This is a genomic window from Tabrizicola thermarum, assembly GCF_003574395.1.
Taxonomy (GTDB): Bacteria; Pseudomonadota; Alphaproteobacteria; order Rhodobacterales; family Rhodobacteraceae; genus Tabrizicola; species Tabrizicola thermarum.
Map to the genome: position 1 here is coordinate 132,285 of NZ_QMJY01000013.1, position 14,275 is coordinate 146,559.

13 protein-coding genes are annotated in these 14,275 nt (G+C 66.8%); 7 read left to right on the top strand and 6 right to left on the bottom strand.

What is annotated here, in order from left to right:
• Positions 1-3: 3 nt before the first annotated feature.
• Positions 4-2,382, top strand: coding sequence for a xanthine dehydrogenase family protein molybdopterin-binding subunit (locus D5084_RS05485; RefSeq protein ID WP_128514509.1), 2,379 nt, complete (start codon positions 4-6; stop codon positions 2,380-2,382).
• A 10-nt stretch (positions 2,383-2,392) separates the two neighbouring features.
• Positions 2,393-3,181: an FAD binding domain-containing protein gene (locus D5084_RS05490; RefSeq protein ID WP_128514510.1), complete on the top strand. Its 789-nt coding sequence runs from the start codon at positions 2,393-2,395 to the stop codon at positions 3,179-3,181.
• Between the two features lie 54 nt (positions 3,182-3,235).
• Here D5084_RS05490 and D5084_RS05495 read toward each other — a convergent pair whose 3' ends face one another.
• Genes D5084_RS05495 through D5084_RS05505 form a run of 3 tightly spaced genes read right to left on the bottom strand, consistent with a single transcriptional unit; the run spans position 3,236 to position 6,884 of the window.
• Complete coding sequence (locus tag D5084_RS05495) at positions 3,236-4,090, bottom strand: FAD:protein FMN transferase (RefSeq protein ID WP_128514511.1); 855 nt, start codon at positions 4,088-4,090, stop codon at positions 3,236-3,238.
• Positions 4,087-6,180 carry a 4Fe-4S binding protein gene (locus tag D5084_RS05500; protein WP_128514512.1) on the bottom strand — a complete coding sequence of 698 codons (2,094 nt, stop codon included), beginning with the start codon at positions 6,178-6,180 and terminating at the stop codon, positions 4,087-4,089. Before D5084_RS05500 ends, D5084_RS05495 begins: the two co-directional genes overlap by 4 nt.
• A gap of 53 nt (positions 6,181-6,233) precedes the next feature.
• The gene (locus D5084_RS05505; RefSeq protein ID WP_128514513.1) at positions 6,234-6,884 is read right to left on the bottom strand and encodes a carbonic anhydrase; all 651 of its coding nucleotides are present in this window, start codon (positions 6,882-6,884) and stop codon (positions 6,234-6,236) included.
• Between the two features lie 149 nt (positions 6,885-7,033).
• Here D5084_RS05505 and D5084_RS05510 point away from each other — a divergent pair, with 149 nt between their 5' ends.
• The 3 genes from D5084_RS05510 to D5084_RS05520 all read left to right on the top strand — a co-directional run bounded on the left by D5084_RS05510 (position 7,034) and on the right by D5084_RS05520 (position 9,973).
• On the top strand, positions 7,034-7,414 hold the full coding sequence (locus tag D5084_RS05510) for a hypothetical protein (RefSeq protein WP_128514514.1): 381 nt from the start codon (positions 7,034-7,036) through the stop codon (positions 7,412-7,414).
• A gap of 284 nt (positions 7,415-7,698) precedes the next feature.
• Positions 7,699-9,087 carry a leucyl aminopeptidase family protein gene (locus D5084_RS05515; RefSeq protein ID WP_128514515.1) on the top strand — a complete coding sequence of 463 codons (1,389 nt, stop codon included), beginning with the start codon at positions 7,699-7,701 and terminating at the stop codon, positions 9,085-9,087.
• Positions 9,088-9,157: 70 nt separating this feature from the next.
• The gene (locus D5084_RS05520; protein ID WP_128514516.1) at positions 9,158-9,973 is read left to right on the top strand and encodes a C40 family peptidase; all 816 of its coding nucleotides are present in this window, start codon (positions 9,158-9,160) and stop codon (positions 9,971-9,973) included.
• 12 nt (positions 9,974-9,985) lie between these two features.
• Here the strand turns inward: D5084_RS05520 and D5084_RS05525 are convergent, their stop codons facing one another.
• Both D5084_RS05525 and D5084_RS05530 read right to left on the bottom strand, forming a co-directional pair.
• Positions 9,986-10,330 carry a DUF2794 domain-containing protein gene (locus D5084_RS05525; protein ID WP_128514517.1) on the bottom strand — a complete coding sequence of 115 codons (345 nt, stop codon included), beginning with the start codon at positions 10,328-10,330 and terminating at the stop codon, positions 9,986-9,988.
• A gap of 30 nt (positions 10,331-10,360) precedes the next feature.
• The gene (locus D5084_RS05530) at positions 10,361-11,368 is read right to left on the bottom strand and encodes an asparaginase (RefSeq protein WP_128514518.1); all 1,008 of its coding nucleotides are present in this window, start codon (positions 11,366-11,368) and stop codon (positions 10,361-10,363) included.
• Between the two features lie 166 nt (positions 11,369-11,534).
• Between D5084_RS05530 and D5084_RS05535 the strand changes: the two genes are divergently transcribed.
• Together D5084_RS05535 and rlmN are read left to right on the top strand one after the other, a co-directional pair.
• Entirely contained in the window at positions 11,535-12,053 is a 519-nt protein-coding gene (locus D5084_RS05535) for an invasion associated locus B family protein (protein WP_128514519.1), read from the top strand.
• A 120-nt stretch (positions 12,054-12,173) separates the two neighbouring features.
• Positions 12,174-13,349, top strand: a complete 1,176-nt coding sequence (rlmN, locus tag D5084_RS05540) for a dual-specificity RNA methyltransferase RlmN (RefSeq protein WP_128514520.1) — start codon at positions 12,174-12,176, stop codon at positions 13,347-13,349.
• A gap of 147 nt (positions 13,350-13,496) precedes the next feature.
• Here the strand turns inward: rlmN and D5084_RS05545 are convergent, their stop codons facing one another.
• On the bottom strand, positions 13,497-14,267 hold the full coding sequence (locus D5084_RS05545) for a MipA/OmpV family protein (RefSeq protein ID WP_162302383.1): 771 nt from the start codon (positions 14,265-14,267) through the stop codon (positions 13,497-13,499).
• Between the last annotated feature and the right edge of the window lie 8 nt (positions 14,268-14,275).

The window sequence follows — 14,275 nt, forward strand, 5'->3', positions numbered from 1 at the left end:
AGGATGCCGAAGGATCATGGGATTGGCGCGTCAAGCAAGCGCCGTGAGGATGTCCGCTTTCTGACCGGGCGCGGGGTCTATACCGACGACATGGCGCTGCATGGGCAGACCTATGCGGTCTTCGTGCGCTCGACCGTGGCGCATGGGCGGATCAAGTCCATCAAGACCGCGAATGCGGCCGGGATGCCCGGCGTGCTGGCGGTGTTCACGGGCGAGGATTTCAAGGATGTCGGCGGCAACCCGGCGGGTTGGCTGATCAACAGCCGTGACGGCACGCCGATGCGCGAGCCCAAGCGCCCGGTTCTGGCCTATAGCAAGGTGCGGCATGTGGGCGATGCCTATGCCGCAGTGGTGGCCGAGACCTATGCCCAGGCGCGGGATGCGGCGGAACAGCTGGCCGCCGACAGCGAGATCGAGGAACTGCCCGCGATCATCGACATGAAGGCGGCGGTGGCCGACCCGTCGAACCGCGTGCATGACGAGATTCCGGACAACCTGTGTTTCGACTGGGGCTGGATCGAGGACAACCGCGCCGCCGTGGATGCCGCGATGAAGGCCGCGCCGCATGTGGTGACGCTGGAGCTGGTGAACAACCGCCTGGTGCCGAATGCGATGGAGCCGCGGGCCAGTATCGGCGAATACAACCCGGGCACGGGCGATTACAAGCTGACCACGACCAGCCAGAACCCGCACCTGACGCGGCTCTTGGTTGCGGCCTTCGTCCTCGGCATCCCCGAGAACAAGCTGCAGGTCGTGGCCCCGGATGTGGGCGGCGGGTTCGGGTCGAAGATCTACCACTACGGCGAAGAGGCGCTGGTGCTGGCGGCGGCGAAGAAGCTGGGCCGCCCGGTGCGCTGGACGGCGGAGCGCAGCGAGTCCTTCCTGACCGATGCGCATGGCCGCGACCATGTGACGAAGATCGAGCTGGGCTGCACGAAGGACGGGCAGATCCTGGCGATCCGCACCGAGACGCTGGCCAATGTGGGGGCGTATCTGTCGAACTTCTCGACCGCGACGCCGACCTTCCTGCACGGCACGCTGATGGCCGGGCCCTACAAGGTGCCACATGTCTATGTGAACGTGAAAACCGTTTTCACAAACACGGCACCCGTCGATGCCTATCGCGGCGCGGGCCGGCCCGAGGCGACCTACAGCCTGGAGCGGGTGATCGACAAGATGTGCCGCGAGCTGAACCTCGACCCGTTCGAGGTGCGGCGGAAGAACCTGCTGACGCCCGACCAGTTCCCCTACACCACGCCGGTCGGCCTGGTCTATGACACCGGCAACTATCAGGCGACGCTGGACCGCGTGATGGCGATGGCCGATGTCGCGGGCTTCGAGAAGCGCGCGGCGGAGTCGAAGAAGCGCGGCAAGCTGCGCGGCATGGGGCTTTCGACCTGGATCGAGGCCTGCGGCATCGCGCCGTCGCATCTGGTGGGTGTGCTGGGGTCGCGCGTTGGCCTTTACGATGCGGCAACGGTGCGGGTGAACGCCACCGGCAACATCAGCGTGATGACCGGGGCGCACAGCCACGGCCAGGGGCACGAGACGGTCTTCGCGCAGATCGTGGCGGAAAAGCTGGGCATCCCGGAGTCCTCGGTCGAGATCGTGCATGGCGACACCGCGAAGATCCCGTTCGGGATGGGCTCTTACGGGTCGCGGTCGCTGGCGGTCTGCGGCACGGCGATGGCCAAGGCGGTGGACAAGATCATCGCCAAGGGCAAGAAGATCGCCGCCCACATGCTGGAGGCGTCCGAAGGCGACATCACCTTCGAGAACGGCAAGTTCCAGGTGGCGGGCACCGACAAGGCCAAGACCTTCGGCGAGATCGCCTTCTCGGCCTACGTCCCGCACAACTACCCGCTGGAGACGCTGGAACCGGGGCTGGAAGAGACCGCCTTCTACGACCCGGCCAACTTCACCTATCCGGCGGGCGCCTATATCTGCGAGGTCGAGGTGGACGAGGGCACCGGCAAGGTCGATGTCGTGGCCTTCCACTGCGCCGACGACTTCGGCAATGTGATGAACCCGATGATCGTCGAGGGTCAGGTGCATGGCGGCGTGGGCCAGGGGATCGGACAGGCGCTCTGCGAGTTCACCGCCTATGACGAGACCGGCCAGCTGCTGACGGGGTCCTACATGGACTACCCGATGCCGCGGGCCGAGGACGTGCCGTTCTACAACGTGGACTATTCCTGCCAGACGCCCTGCACGCACAACCCGCTTGGTGTGAAGGGCTGCGGCGAGGCGGGGGCGATCGGGTCGCCTCCGGCGGTGGTCAACGCGGTGATCGACGCGCTGCATCGCGGGGGACACACCCACGTGACACATATCGACATGCCGGTCTCGCCGTCGCGGGTCTGGTCGGCGATCAACGGGTAAGGGGGACACCATGCACAACTTCGATTTCGCAAAACCCTCGACCATCGCGGATGCGGCCAGGGCCCTGGCAGCGGAAGGCGCGCAGGCGCTGTCCGGTGGGCAGACGCTGATCCCGACGATGAAGCAGCGGCTGGCTGCGCCTTCGGTGCTGGTCAGCCTGACCGGCATCAAGGAGATGCAGGGCGTCTGCCTGGGCGAGGGCGGGCTGCATGTGGGTGCCGCCACGCCGCATGCCGTGGTCGCGAAGGAGGCCCGCGCGCATTACCCGGCGCTGGCCGATCTTGCGGGGGGGATCGGCGATCCCTCGGTGCGCTCGCGCGGGACGATCGGCGGGTCGATCGCCAACAACGACCCGGCGGCCTGCTATCCGTCTGCGGTGCTGGCATCCGGCGCGACGGTGGTGACCAACAAGCGCAGGATCGCGGCGGACGACTACTTCCAGGGCCTGTTCACCACGGCGCTGGAGGCGGGCGAGATCGTCACCAGCGTGATCTTCCCGATCCCGCAGAAGGCGGCCTATGTGAAGTTCAACCAGCCCGCCAGCCGCTTTGCCCTGACCGGGGTCTTCGTCGCCAAGTTCGCAAGCGGCGTCCGGGTCGCGGTGACGGGCGCGGGCAATGACGGCGTGTTCCGTTGGGCCGAAGCGGAACGCGCTCTCTCCGCGGACTTCTCGGCCTCGGCCCTGTCGGGGCTGAGCGTCGATCCCGCCGGCATGAACAGCGACCTGCACGGGTCGGCCGAGTATCGGGCGAACCTCGTCAAGGTGCTGACCGGCCGCGCGGTGACGGCGGCGGGCTGACTGGCCCGGATCAGGCAAAGGCCCGGCAGAGCGATCTGCCGGGCCTTCTGCATTTCAGATCGTGGTCAGGTTGCCGTCATGATCGACCAGAGTGACGCGGATCAGGCCGGGATGGCGCAGGGCGGCGATCCGGGTCCGCGTCAGGAACACGAGCGCGGTTGACAAGGCGTCGGCCAGCGCAGCCGTGGTGGCCTCGACCGACACGGTGGACCACAGGGGCGGCAGGCCCTGCGGGTGCAGGATATGCGGCTGGCCGTTGACCAGCGTCGCGCGGGGCGAGGAGGTCGCGATGGCGGTGCCGGTCAGCGTGCGGGTGGCGAGGCGGCCGTAGGCCGGGTCCTCGACCGCCAGGCGGAACGGGCCTCCCAGTGCGGCGGTTTCGCCCATGTCGACCAGCGCGTGGTCAAAACCGTGGGCCGCAAGGTGGGCCTTCACCGCATCGGCGCCGAAGCCCTGGGCGATGCCGTTGAAGGTCAGCGCCATGCCTGGTTTCAGGGTGATGCCGGTATCGCGGTGGATCTGATGCCAGCCGATGGGCGCGGTGTTCGGGCGCCCCTCGGCGGCGGCCTGCCAGAGCGGCTGAACCGTCGGGTCGAAGGCGCCATCCGTGATGCGGTGGATGGAGTGAGCCAGATCAACCATGGCGCGGAAGGCGGTGGAGAGGGTGTCAAGCCTTCCGCTGGCATTCAGCCGCGTCAGGGCCGAGGGGCGATGGAGCGAGAAATCGGCCTCGATGGCCTCGATCAGGGCTGGCAGGGTGGCGAGAGCGGCCTCGGCCTGACGCGGGGGGCCAGAAAGGGTAAGCGCGCAGTCAGCGCCGAAGGCCCGGCCCTGCCAGCTGGTCTGCGCCTGCGCGCGAGAGGCGAAAGCGGCAGCGGAGAGGGCGAGGAAGCGGCGGCGGTTCATCATGGCCGGGCCTCGCGCAGGACGGGGACGGCGGGCGGCGGCTCTGGCGTCAGTCTGCGGCCCTTCGCCGCCAGCACCAGCGGCACACAGGCGGTCGGCGAGTTGTGGATCGTCACGCAGTCGAGGCACTGGAAGCATTCGGAATACTGCACCTGCCCCGTCGCCTTGATTGCCCCGTATTTGCAGCGCACCCGGCAGAGTTGGCAGGGCGATCCGCATTCCTTGCGCCGTGCGATCCAGTCACGGCCCCGGATCAGGCCGCCGATGGCCATGAGGGCGCCAAGCGGGCATACCCAGCGGCAGAAGCCCTTGAAGGTGAGCGTTCCCAGGACCAGCCACAACGCGGCATAGGCGACATAGGGCCATTCGCGGAGGAAGAAGGTGGTGATGGCAGTCTTGAACGGCTCGACCTCGGCGGCCTTGTCCAGATGGGTGGGCGCGAAGACCGTCACGCCGACAAGGGCGGCAAGGAGCAGGTATTTCAGGGATTTGAGCCGGCTGTCCCAGCGCGCGGATGGCTCCCACACGGGCAGGCGGAGAAGGCGGCCCAGGTGGTGGGCGAATTCCTGGAGCGCGCCGAAGGGGCAGAGCCAGCCGCAGAACAGGCCCCTGCCCCAGAGAACGAAGCCCAGGATGGCGGCGGCCCAGATCAGGAGGGAGAACGGGTCATAAAGGAGGAAGGCCAGCGACCCACCGTCCAGCGCGGTGCGGAGCGTGGCAAGCGGGGTGACGATGGAAAGTTGCCCCTGCCCCCACCAGCCGATGAAGCCGAGGACGACGGCAAGGCTGGTCAGGCGGATCGGGGTGAACAGCGGATGGTCGGCAAGGCGGTTCATGCCGGGGCCGAGGGCGGCAAGCATCAGGGCAAGCAGGCCCGCCAGCGCCCAGAGATCGGCCTGCCGGTTCAGGATGGCCTCGCGCCAGGGGCTGAGCTTTTCGGGCGGGGTCTCGCGCAGGAAGAAGCGTTCGGGGGCGGCCAGCGTGACGGTGAAATGCGCGCTGCCGATCTCGGGCTGGAACTGGCCGTGTTCGCGGATGGCTGTTGCGGAAAGCTCCCAATCCGCGGCGGGGTCAAAGCCGAGGCGGCGGTCGATGCGCAGGATCATCGCGGTGCCTTCGGGGACCTGCGGCTGGGTCTCGAACAGAAGGTCTGCGTCACGCAGCGCCAGCGGCAGGCCGCCTTGCGTGGCCGACAGAAGGTCGGGCGCCGTGTTGCGGACGAAACTGTCCGAGACAAGGCCGTGGCGGGCAGTATCGATCACAAGGATCGGTTCTTCCTGCGGCGAGACGGCAAGAAAGCGGTTCAGGTCGATCAGGCTTTCCGGGGTCAGCACGGCACGGGCGACCGAGGGCGGGCCAAGGTCCACCGCCCACAGGTCGAGGTAGAGGCCCTGGGGGTCAGCCCGCGCCTCGGGGTCGTCGGAGGCCCAGCGGGTCCCGGCGAAGGCGGCGTCGGCCTGCGCATTGGTCACGCGCAGGTTCCGCGCGATGCCCTGGGCAACGAGGTCCTCCCAGGTCAGCGGCTCGTCGATATCCGGGTTCGGGTGGGCGGGCGGCGCGGACTGGATGCCTTGCATCCGTTCGCGTGCGACGGCCAGGGTGGCGGCAAGGATCGATTCATGCGCGATGCGGACCGAAGCGGTCGCCTTTGTCACCCCGTCCAGATAGACAAGATCCGCCCCTCCGCCGCTGCCGTAGGGGGTGCCGACCACGAGCGACTCGTTGATCGAATGGCCCCGGTATTGTTCGAGGAACTTCAGGAACGGCGCTTCGCCCAGGCCCGAGACGAAGATCGGCTCGTTATGGTCCAGCAGGCGGACGTCGATGAATGTGCCCTGCAAATCGAGCATCACCAGCATGTTGATCGGTCCGCCCGAGAAGCCCGGCAAAGGGGCCAGGGGGCCGGTCTCGAACACATAGCCCGCCTCGGCCCCGCCCGAGTTCAGCAGGCTGTAGACCCCCTTGTCGTCCAGCGCGTCACCCAGGGCATAGGGCGGGACGATCAGGGGAGCGATGCGATCGCGCGGGGATGGATCGGCCAGCGCCGCAAGGGCGGACAGGCAGAGCCAGAGAAGGCAGAACAGGATGCGCATGGCCGCAGATTAGGACCGTGGGGCCGTTCCGCGTATCCGACCATAGTCGGTCCTCAGACCGGGAAGAAGCCGCCCCGCGTCGGGTCATATCCCTCCAGCAGTCCCTCGCCCGTGTCGTTCCAAAGCCCGTGCAGGGTCAGCCGATCGTCCTTGACCGCGGCCTGGACGAAGGGGAAGGTCATCAGGTTTTCAAGGCTGGTCAGGACCGCCTGCTTTTCCAGCGCCTGCAGGATTTCCCCATCGGGCAGATGCGCGACCTTGTCGAAGCCGGGGCGCAGGATGTCCATCCAGCGGCCGACGAAACTGCTGCGTTCTTCCAGCGCCGGGGCATGGCCGCGGCACATGTCGTGGCAGCCCTTGACTCCGCCGCAGTTGGAATGTCCCAGCACCACGATATGCGCGACGCCAAGGCTGGTGACCGCATATTCGACCGCTGCCGACGTGCCGTGATATTCGCCGTCCGGGTTGTAGGGCGGCACGAGGTTGGCCACGTTGCGGTGGATGAAGAACTCGCCCTCGTCCGCGCCGAAGATCGAGGTGACGTGGACCCGGCTGTCGCAGCACGAGATCACCATGGCCCGGGGATGCTGGCCGCTTTCGGCAAGGCGACGGTACCAGGCGCGGTTGTCCTGATAGGTGGTGGCGCGCCAGCCGTGAAACCGTTGGACGAGGTAACTGGGCAGCGGCCGGATATAGTTGGTCATGGTCGGTGAGTCCTTCGTCAGCCTCTGGCTATGCTGCATTTGCGGAAAATTCGAGGGGCAAATTCAGCCCGGGTCGTGCCAAAGGCAACCAATTCTTCAGCATGGTGGCAGAGGCTGGGATCGGGTGTGTTGCAACTTGGGTGTATGCGATGGGTGAGATTTCCACTCTCAGACCGCGCGAGGTCGTGCATCAGGACGTCGAGGCGATCGCGGTGATCTACCGCAATCTTGGCGCGCCGGTGGCCGAACAGATGGTGACGCGGGCCTTGGGCGAACTGGCACTGACCATGGCGGGGATCGCCGAAAAGGTCCGGTCTCAGGAATTGCGCGATCTGGCGCGGCAACTGGGTCGGCTGACGCGGCTGGCCGGGGATCTGGGGCTGTCCAGCCTGGCCACGGTGGCCGGGGACGCCAAGACCTGTCTGGAGCGCGCCGACAGCACGGCTTTCTCGGCGGTCTGGGCGCGGCTCTTGCGGGTGGCCGAGCGGTCTTTGGTCCTGCAGGCACAGCCTGCAGATCATTTCCGATAGTGGACAATGGCAGTCGGCCGCGCGGCCCGCTGTCGGACCGCTTCCGGGTCGTGACGCCTGCCCGGGACCGACTCTCACAGCCCTGGGTTGTATGCCGATCGCCGGACGCAATCCCTTGGCTGAAGACCCATTTCCACGTTTGCGACAGTGCGGGCGTGCTGCATCAGTTTGGCGGCGTTTGTCGGAGAATCTGCTGTAATCCTTAGAGGATGCTTGATTTTCCGACGGGAAGCACGGCATCTGGCGGATAGCGTTTTCAGACAACTTCAAGGATGTCCAGTCGCGTGACCTTCGCTTTCGCCGATTCCTCGCCCGCCGCAAAGCCTCTGCATGTCCTGCGCCAGGAAGAACTTTCACGATTCCTGGACGGGCCGGGGGCGGCCTGGGCCGGTTGGCTCACGGCCACAGGCTTCGAGGCTGGCCTTGGCGAGCTGCGCCTGTTGCCGGGGCCGGACGGCGGAATTGCGGGCGCGGTGGCAGGCTATGGCACGGCCCAGGCGCGGCGGAGGCAGCGGTTCGGGCTGGCCAAGGCCGTGACCGGGCTGCCCGAGGGTGACTGGCGGCTGGAAGGGGTGCTGGATAGCGCCGAGAAGACCGAGGCGGCGCTGGCCTGGCTGCTGTCGGGCTACCGTTTTGACCGCTATCGCACGGCCCGCAAGACCGCGCCGCAGCCTCGGCTGGTCTGCCCGGACGGGTTGAACCCCGCGCGGCTGATCGCGATGGCCGAGGGCGAGGCGCTGACGCGCGATCTCATCAACACGCCCGCCGAGGACATGGGCCCGGCCGAGCTTGAGGCCGCGCTGGCGGCACTGGCGGCAGAGTTCGGGGCCTCGTTCGAGGCAACGCGGGGCGAGGACCTGCTGGAGCGGAACTTTCCGATGATCCATGCCGTGGGCCGCGCCAGCCCGCGGGCTCCGCGCCTGCTGGATTTGCGCTGGGGCCAGCGCGGGCCGAAGCTGGCGCTCGTCGGCAAGGGGGTCTGTTTCGACACCGGCGGGCTGAACCTGAAGCCCTCGTCAGGCATGAACCTGATGAAGAAGGACATGGGCGGCGCGGCGACCGTGATGGGCCTGGCGCGGATGATAATGGCGCTGGACCTGCCGTTGCGGCTGCGGGTGCTGATCCCGGCGGTGGAGAACCTGGTGGCGGGAAATGCGATCAAGCCTAAGGACATCCTGACCAGCCGCAAGGGGCTGACGGTCGAGGTCAACGACACCGATGCAGAGGGGCGGCTGGTGCTGGCCGATGCGCTGGCCCTGGCCTGTGAGGATGCGCCGGACGTTCTGGTCAGCATGGCGACGCTGACCGGGGCGGCGCGGGTGGCCGTGGGGCCGGACCTTGCGCCCTACTACACCGACGATCCGGGTCTGGCCGCAGCGCTGGAGGCCGGGGCGAGGGCCGGATTCGATCCGGTCTGGCGGATGCCGTTCCATGACCCCTATGAGACCGTGATCGAACCCGGCATCGCCGATCTGGACAATGCCCCGGGCTTCGGCTTTGCCGGGTCGATCACCGCAGCCCTGTTCCTGCGCCGGTTTGTCGACGGGCCGCGCTATCTGCACTTCGACATCTACGGGCACACGCCGACGGATCAGCCCGCCCGACCGAAGGGCGGCGTGGGTCAGGGCGCGCGTGCGCTGCTTGAAGGGCTGGCGGAAATGGTGAAGCTGTAGGAACCGCGATCCATGCCAGGTTGGACGTTCTGATCGGTGTGAAGTGGCAGGACGAGTTGAGGAGCGCATGATGGACAGACGGCTGACCCCCTATTCCGGTCGCGTGGCGCATGTGTCGCTGTCCGGCGTGGTCAATGCGCCGCTGACCGAGGGATTGCAGGCTCAGGTCACGGTGCCGGTTGCCAACCTGTGCGAAAGCCCCGGCGGATTGCGCGACCGTCAGCTGTTGCTGGGCGATGCCGTCACCGTCATCGACCGCGACAATGGCCATGTCTTCGTGATGTCGGCAAAGGACGGCTATTGCGGCTGGATGGCGGAAAGCGATCTGGGCCAGGGTCCGGCACCGACGCATTGGGTCGCCTCGCCGGGGACGCATCTCTACTCCGAGCCGCAGGTGCAGGCGCCGGAACGGATGGCGCTGAGCCTGGGCTCGCGGCTGACGGTTGTGGGGTCCTGGGGGGCCTGGGCGAACACCCCGCACGGCTTCGTGCCGCTGCGCCACCTGCGGGCGCTGGGGGATTGGGCCAGCGATCCGGTGGCGGTGGCGGAAAGTCTGCTGGGCACGCCCTATCTCTGGGGCGGCAATTCGCGGTTCGGCGTGGATTGTTCGGGACTGGTGCAGCTGTCGCTGCATGCCTGCGGCCTGCCCTGCCCCGGCGACAGCGACATGCAGATGGCGCTGGGCCGCCAGCTTTCCCCCAACGAGCCGATGAAGCGCGGTGATCTGATCTTCTGGAAGGGCCATGTCGCAATGGTCGTCGATCGTGACCGGATGATCCATGCCAACGGACACACGATGTCGGTGTCCTACGAGGGCATGAAGGAAGCGGTCGCGCGGATCTCGGCCGGAGGGGGCGGGCTGGTGCAGACGCGGCAGCGGCTCTAGGCGGGAGAGCTTTCAGACCGGCCCGATCAGGCGGCGCTCGAACATCTTCAGCACCTGATCCAGATCCTGCCCCCGGCGCAGCACCCGGCCGTCCATGCCGACAACGGCGTATAGCCCCTGGCGCGCCCGCAGTTTCGGGCGTTTCTCGATCCGGTAGAGCGGGGTTTCGGCGCTACGACGGAAGACGGCGAAGACCGCCAGGTCGCGCATCGCGGCGATGGCATAGTCGCGCCATTCCCCCGCCGCGACCATGCGGCCATAGACCCGAAGGATCTGGTTCAGTTCCTTGCGGTCAAAGCGGACCTCGTCCGCGATGCGGTCAGCCTGTGGAAAGGGGATCGGCGCCTCGGCGTTCATTGCGAAAGCTTACGCACCTGCCCCCCGAAATCAACCGGGAAAGCCCGGGGCCAGGCGGTAGAACCCGGTCTCCAGCCCGCGCCAGTTGCGCTGCACCCCGGCCATGCGCTTGACCGCCGCCGGATGCGCGGGATCAAGGACACCGATCTTCGCCAGAAGCGCAGCCACCGCCGCCTCGGACGCGCGATAGCCGCCGTCCACCACTTTCAGGGCGATACCCAGGCCCTTCTCCGGCACGATGGCGACATAGACGGCCTCGGCCCCGCCCTTGATCGCGACCCGCCCCCCCATCGCCCGCATCAGTTCGGTGCAGGCCTGCCCCTCGCCCGAGACGAGGTGCGGATGCGCGGCCATCGCGCGGGTCAGACGGACCATCGCATCCTCGCGCGCGCCATGGCCTTCGCGGGCGGCGGCGAATTTCGCCATCCCGCGGGCGAGCGCCCCCGCCGTCATTGCGAAGTTCGGGGCCGAGCAGCCATCGACACCCCAGCCTGCCACCGTCTCGTCCGTGACCTCTTCGGTCGCGGCGCGGATGGCCTTTTGCAGCGGGTGGTCGATCTCGACATATTCCGGCCCGGCCTTCAGGTGTTGGGTGACGGTCAGGAAACCGGAATGCTTGCCCGAACAGTTGTTGTGCAGCTGGCAGGGCTGTTCGCGTGCGCGGATCAGACGATCGCGCTCCTCGACATCGCCCGGCTCATGTGCGCCGCAGCGCAGATCGGATTCGGACAGGCCAAGGTCGGCAATCCAGCGCCCGGCAAGTTCGACATGGACATGCGCGCCGCGATGGCTGGCACAGGCCAGCGCCAGGTGCTGTTGCGTCAGCCCGCGCGCGTCGGCGGCCCCGGTTTCGATCAAGGGCAGGGCCTGGATCATCTTGCAGGAGGACCGCGGGAAGATCACCGCATCGGGGTTGCCCCAGGCGGCAACGATGCCCTTGGTGTCGCAGATCACCGCATGGCCCTGATGGACGCATTCCAGCAGCCCGCCGCGCCAGACTTCCAGCAGGGGAACCGCTCCGTCACTGACCTTTGCCATTGATCCTCCGTCACATATGCGCGAATTGTCGCCCACAGGGCTTTCCCGCCCGGGTGCTTTTGATTATGGCTGCAATATCGGGTAGAACGGCGCCGCGCCAGTCAAAAGGGCCAACGGGCAGGTCGGGACGGCGAGGCACGAAGACAGCTTGGAGGCTGCGTCAACCATGACATCCCTTTTCGGTCGCATGCTTGCGATTGCCGCGATCAGCGTCAGCGGGGCAACCGCCCAGGCTCAGGAATCCACCAACCGCGTCGCCACGATGACGGACTGGAACGTTTTCACCGAGGAAAGCCCCAAGGAGTGCTGGGGCGTCTCGAAGCCGAAGGAAACCGTCAACACCCGAGACGGCCAGCCCGTCAGCGTGCGGCGTGGCGACATCCTGCTGTTCGTGACCTTCCGCCCCGGAAAACCGGGTGAGATCAGCTTTACCGGCGGCTATCCCTTTGCCAGCGGCTCGACGGTCGATGTCGCGATCGACGGCACGTCCTATCAGCTTTTCACCGATGGCGAATGGGCCTGGCCGGGCAGCGCGGAGGAGGACGCCAAACTGCTGGCGGCGATGAAGAAAGGCACGACAGCGGTGCTGACCGCGCGGTCGGGCAAGGGCACGCAGACGAAGGACACCTTCTCGCTGCGCGGCTTCACTGCGGCGATGACGGACGCCGAGACCCGCTGCAAGTAAGCCTTGCCGCATGACCATGGGGCGCCCCCATCGCGGGGCGCTTTTCTTTTGCCTGGCCCTGCCCTATACCCACGCCACACCAGATCGCCTGTGACAAGGCCCCGTGAAAGGATCTGCCAGATGACCGCTCCCATCAGCCCCGACGTGCTGACCATCCCGCGCAAGCTGCCCGCGACGGGCAAGACGAACATCGTCGGCCTGACCCGCGCCGCCCTGCGCGATGCCTTGATCGCTGCGGGCACGCCCGAGAAGCAGGCCAAGATGCGGCTGGGGCAGGTCTGGCAATGGGTCTACCACTGGGGCGTCCGCGATTTCGCGCTGATGACGAACCTGTCCAAGGACTACCGCGCGCTGTTGGCCGAGAACTTCACCATCGAGATCCCCGAGGTCGTGACCCGCCAGATCAGTGCAGACGGCACCCGCAAGTATCTTGTGCGCATCGCCGGCGGGCATGAGGTCGAGGTGGTCTACATCCCGGAAACCGACCGGGGAACTTTGTGCATCTCCTCGCAGGTCGGCTGCACGCTGACCTGTTCCTTCTGCCACACCGGCACGCAGAAGCTGGTCCGCAACCTGACGGCGGCAGAGATCGTCGGCCAGGTGATGATGGCGCGCGACGATCTGGACGAATGGCCTGTGCCGGGCGCACCGAAGGAAGAGATCCGCCTCATCTCCAACATCGTCCTCATGGGGATGGGCGAGCCGCTTTACAACTTTGAAAACGTCCGCGACGCGATGCAGATCGTGATGGACGGCGAGGGAATCGCCCTTGGTCGGCGGCGGATCACCCTGTCCACGTCGGGCGTTGTCCCGGAAATCGCCCGCACCGCGACGGAAATCGGCTGCCAGCTGGCGATCAGCTTCCACGCCACCACCGACGAGGTGCGCGACGTGCTTGTGCCGATCAACAAGCGCTGGAACATCGCAACCCTGCTGGAGGCGCTGAAGGCCTATCCGAACCTGTCGAACAGCGAGCGGATCACCTTCGAATATGTGATGCTGGACGGCGTCAACGACACCAAGGAAGACGCGCACCGCCTGGTGAAGCTGCTGGAAGGCATCCCGGCCAAGGTGAACCTGATCCCCTTCAACGAATGGCCCGGCGCGCCCTACAGGCGGTCCTCGAACAATCGCATCCATGCCTTTGCCGACATTCTTTATCATGCGGGCTTTGCCACCCCCATCCGCACCCCGCGCGGTGAGGACATCATGGCGGCCTGCGGGCAGCTGAAATCGGCGACCGAGCGCGCGCGGAAGTCGAAGGCCCAGATCGAGGCCGAGGCCGGTTTGGGCTGACCCCGGCGCATGATCCCCAGGCTGCGCCAGGGTCAGAGATCCGGCCAAGCAAGCCCTCCCGACAGCGCGAAGAGGACAGCGCCGGATCAGCCCTGCAGGTCGAAGCGATCTTCGCGGTGCAAGCCGGGAAGGATCGGCGCTGCGTCCTTAAAAGTCATGTCTCAGACCCAGCATGACCGAGACGACATTGTCGCGCTTGACGATCGGGCTGGCGGTAACGCTGTCGGGCAGGAAGTCCGCCGTCAGGCCGCCGACCAGCGCGGTCTTGTCGGTCAGGGCATAGTTCGCGGTGACCCCGACGGTGGGAATCAGCGCCTCTTTCACCGAATAGGCGGCAAGGCCGGGGCGCGCTTCCGAGGACAGCACGCCGTAGCTGTAGGTCGCCAGCTTGCGATCCATCCAGGTTGCCCCGGCCTGCGCGTGGATCGACAGGCGATCGGTGCATTCGAAAGTGGTCCCGACCATAGCCGTCACCGCCATCCCGTCATGCGTGTCCGAGACGTCCTTCAGGGCTTCCAGGCTCAGTTCGGTGGAACCAAGCGCCAGGCTTGCGGCGAAACCTGCCTCAACCGCGATGTCGCGTTTCAGGTGCTCAAGACCCGCGACATCCGCCGGATCGGCCACGACAAACCGCGGTGCCAGCCGCGCCGAAAGGGTGAACTGTCCGGTCTCGACAAGATCGTAGGTCAATCCGTTCGTGCCGAAGCTGAAACTCTCTCCCTCGATCCGGAAATCGGGGGCCGCAGTTCCTTTGACCTTGTCGGCATCGAAGGGAGAGGACGTGGCGACACCGTAGAGGCCAAGCGAGTATTTCAGGCCCTCGGCGGCGGCGCCATCGGGCTGGCAAAGGGCGCCCAGGGCCAGGAGGGAAAGTACGGGGCCCAAAGCAGGACGTGAGGAGGTGGCAAGATGAAGCATGAAGATTT

What these genes read in the sequence shown, in the direction of transcription:
- D5084_RS05495 (WP_128514511.1), bottom strand. Translation starts at nt 4,090, where the DNA reads ATGATGAACCGCCGCCGCTTCCTCGCCCTCTCCGCTGCCGCTTTCGCC.
- D5084_RS05530 (WP_128514518.1), bottom strand. Translation starts at nt 11,368, where the DNA reads ATGGCAAAGGTCAGTGACGGAGCGGTTCCCCTGCTGGAAGTCTGGCGC.
- D5084_RS05490 (WP_128514510.1), top strand. Translation starts at nt 2,393, where the DNA reads ATGCACAACTTCGATTTCGCAAAACCCTCGACCATCGCGGATGCGGCC.
- D5084_RS05535 (WP_128514519.1), top strand. Translation starts at nt 11,535, where the DNA reads ATGACATCCCTTTTCGGTCGCATGCTTGCGATTGCCGCGATCAGCGTC.
- D5084_RS05505 (WP_128514513.1), bottom strand. Translation starts at nt 6,884, where the DNA reads ATGACCAACTATATCCGGCCGCTGCCCAGTTACCTCGTCCAACGGTTT.
- D5084_RS05500 (WP_128514512.1), bottom strand. Translation starts at nt 6,180, where the DNA reads ATGCGCATCCTGTTCTGCCTTCTCTGGCTCTGCCTGTCCGCCCTTGCG.
- rlmN (WP_128514520.1), top strand. Translation starts at nt 12,174, where the DNA reads ATGACCGCTCCCATCAGCCCCGACGTGCTGACCATCCCGCGCAAGCTG.
- D5084_RS05485 (WP_128514509.1), top strand. Translation starts at nt 4, where the DNA reads ATGCCGAAGGATCATGGGATTGGCGCGTCAAGCAAGCGCCGTGAGGAT.
- D5084_RS05525 (WP_128514517.1), bottom strand. Translation starts at nt 10,330, where the DNA reads ATGAACGCCGAGGCGCCGATCCCCTTTCCACAGGCTGACCGCATCGCG.
- D5084_RS05510 (WP_128514514.1), top strand. Translation starts at nt 7,034, where the DNA reads ATGGGTGAGATTTCCACTCTCAGACCGCGCGAGGTCGTGCATCAGGAC.
- D5084_RS05545 (WP_162302383.1), bottom strand. Translation starts at nt 14,267, where the DNA reads ATGCTTCATCTTGCCACCTCCTCACGTCCTGCTTTGGGCCCCGTACTT.
- D5084_RS05520 (WP_128514516.1), top strand. Translation starts at nt 9,158, where the DNA reads ATGGACAGACGGCTGACCCCCTATTCCGGTCGCGTGGCGCATGTGTCG.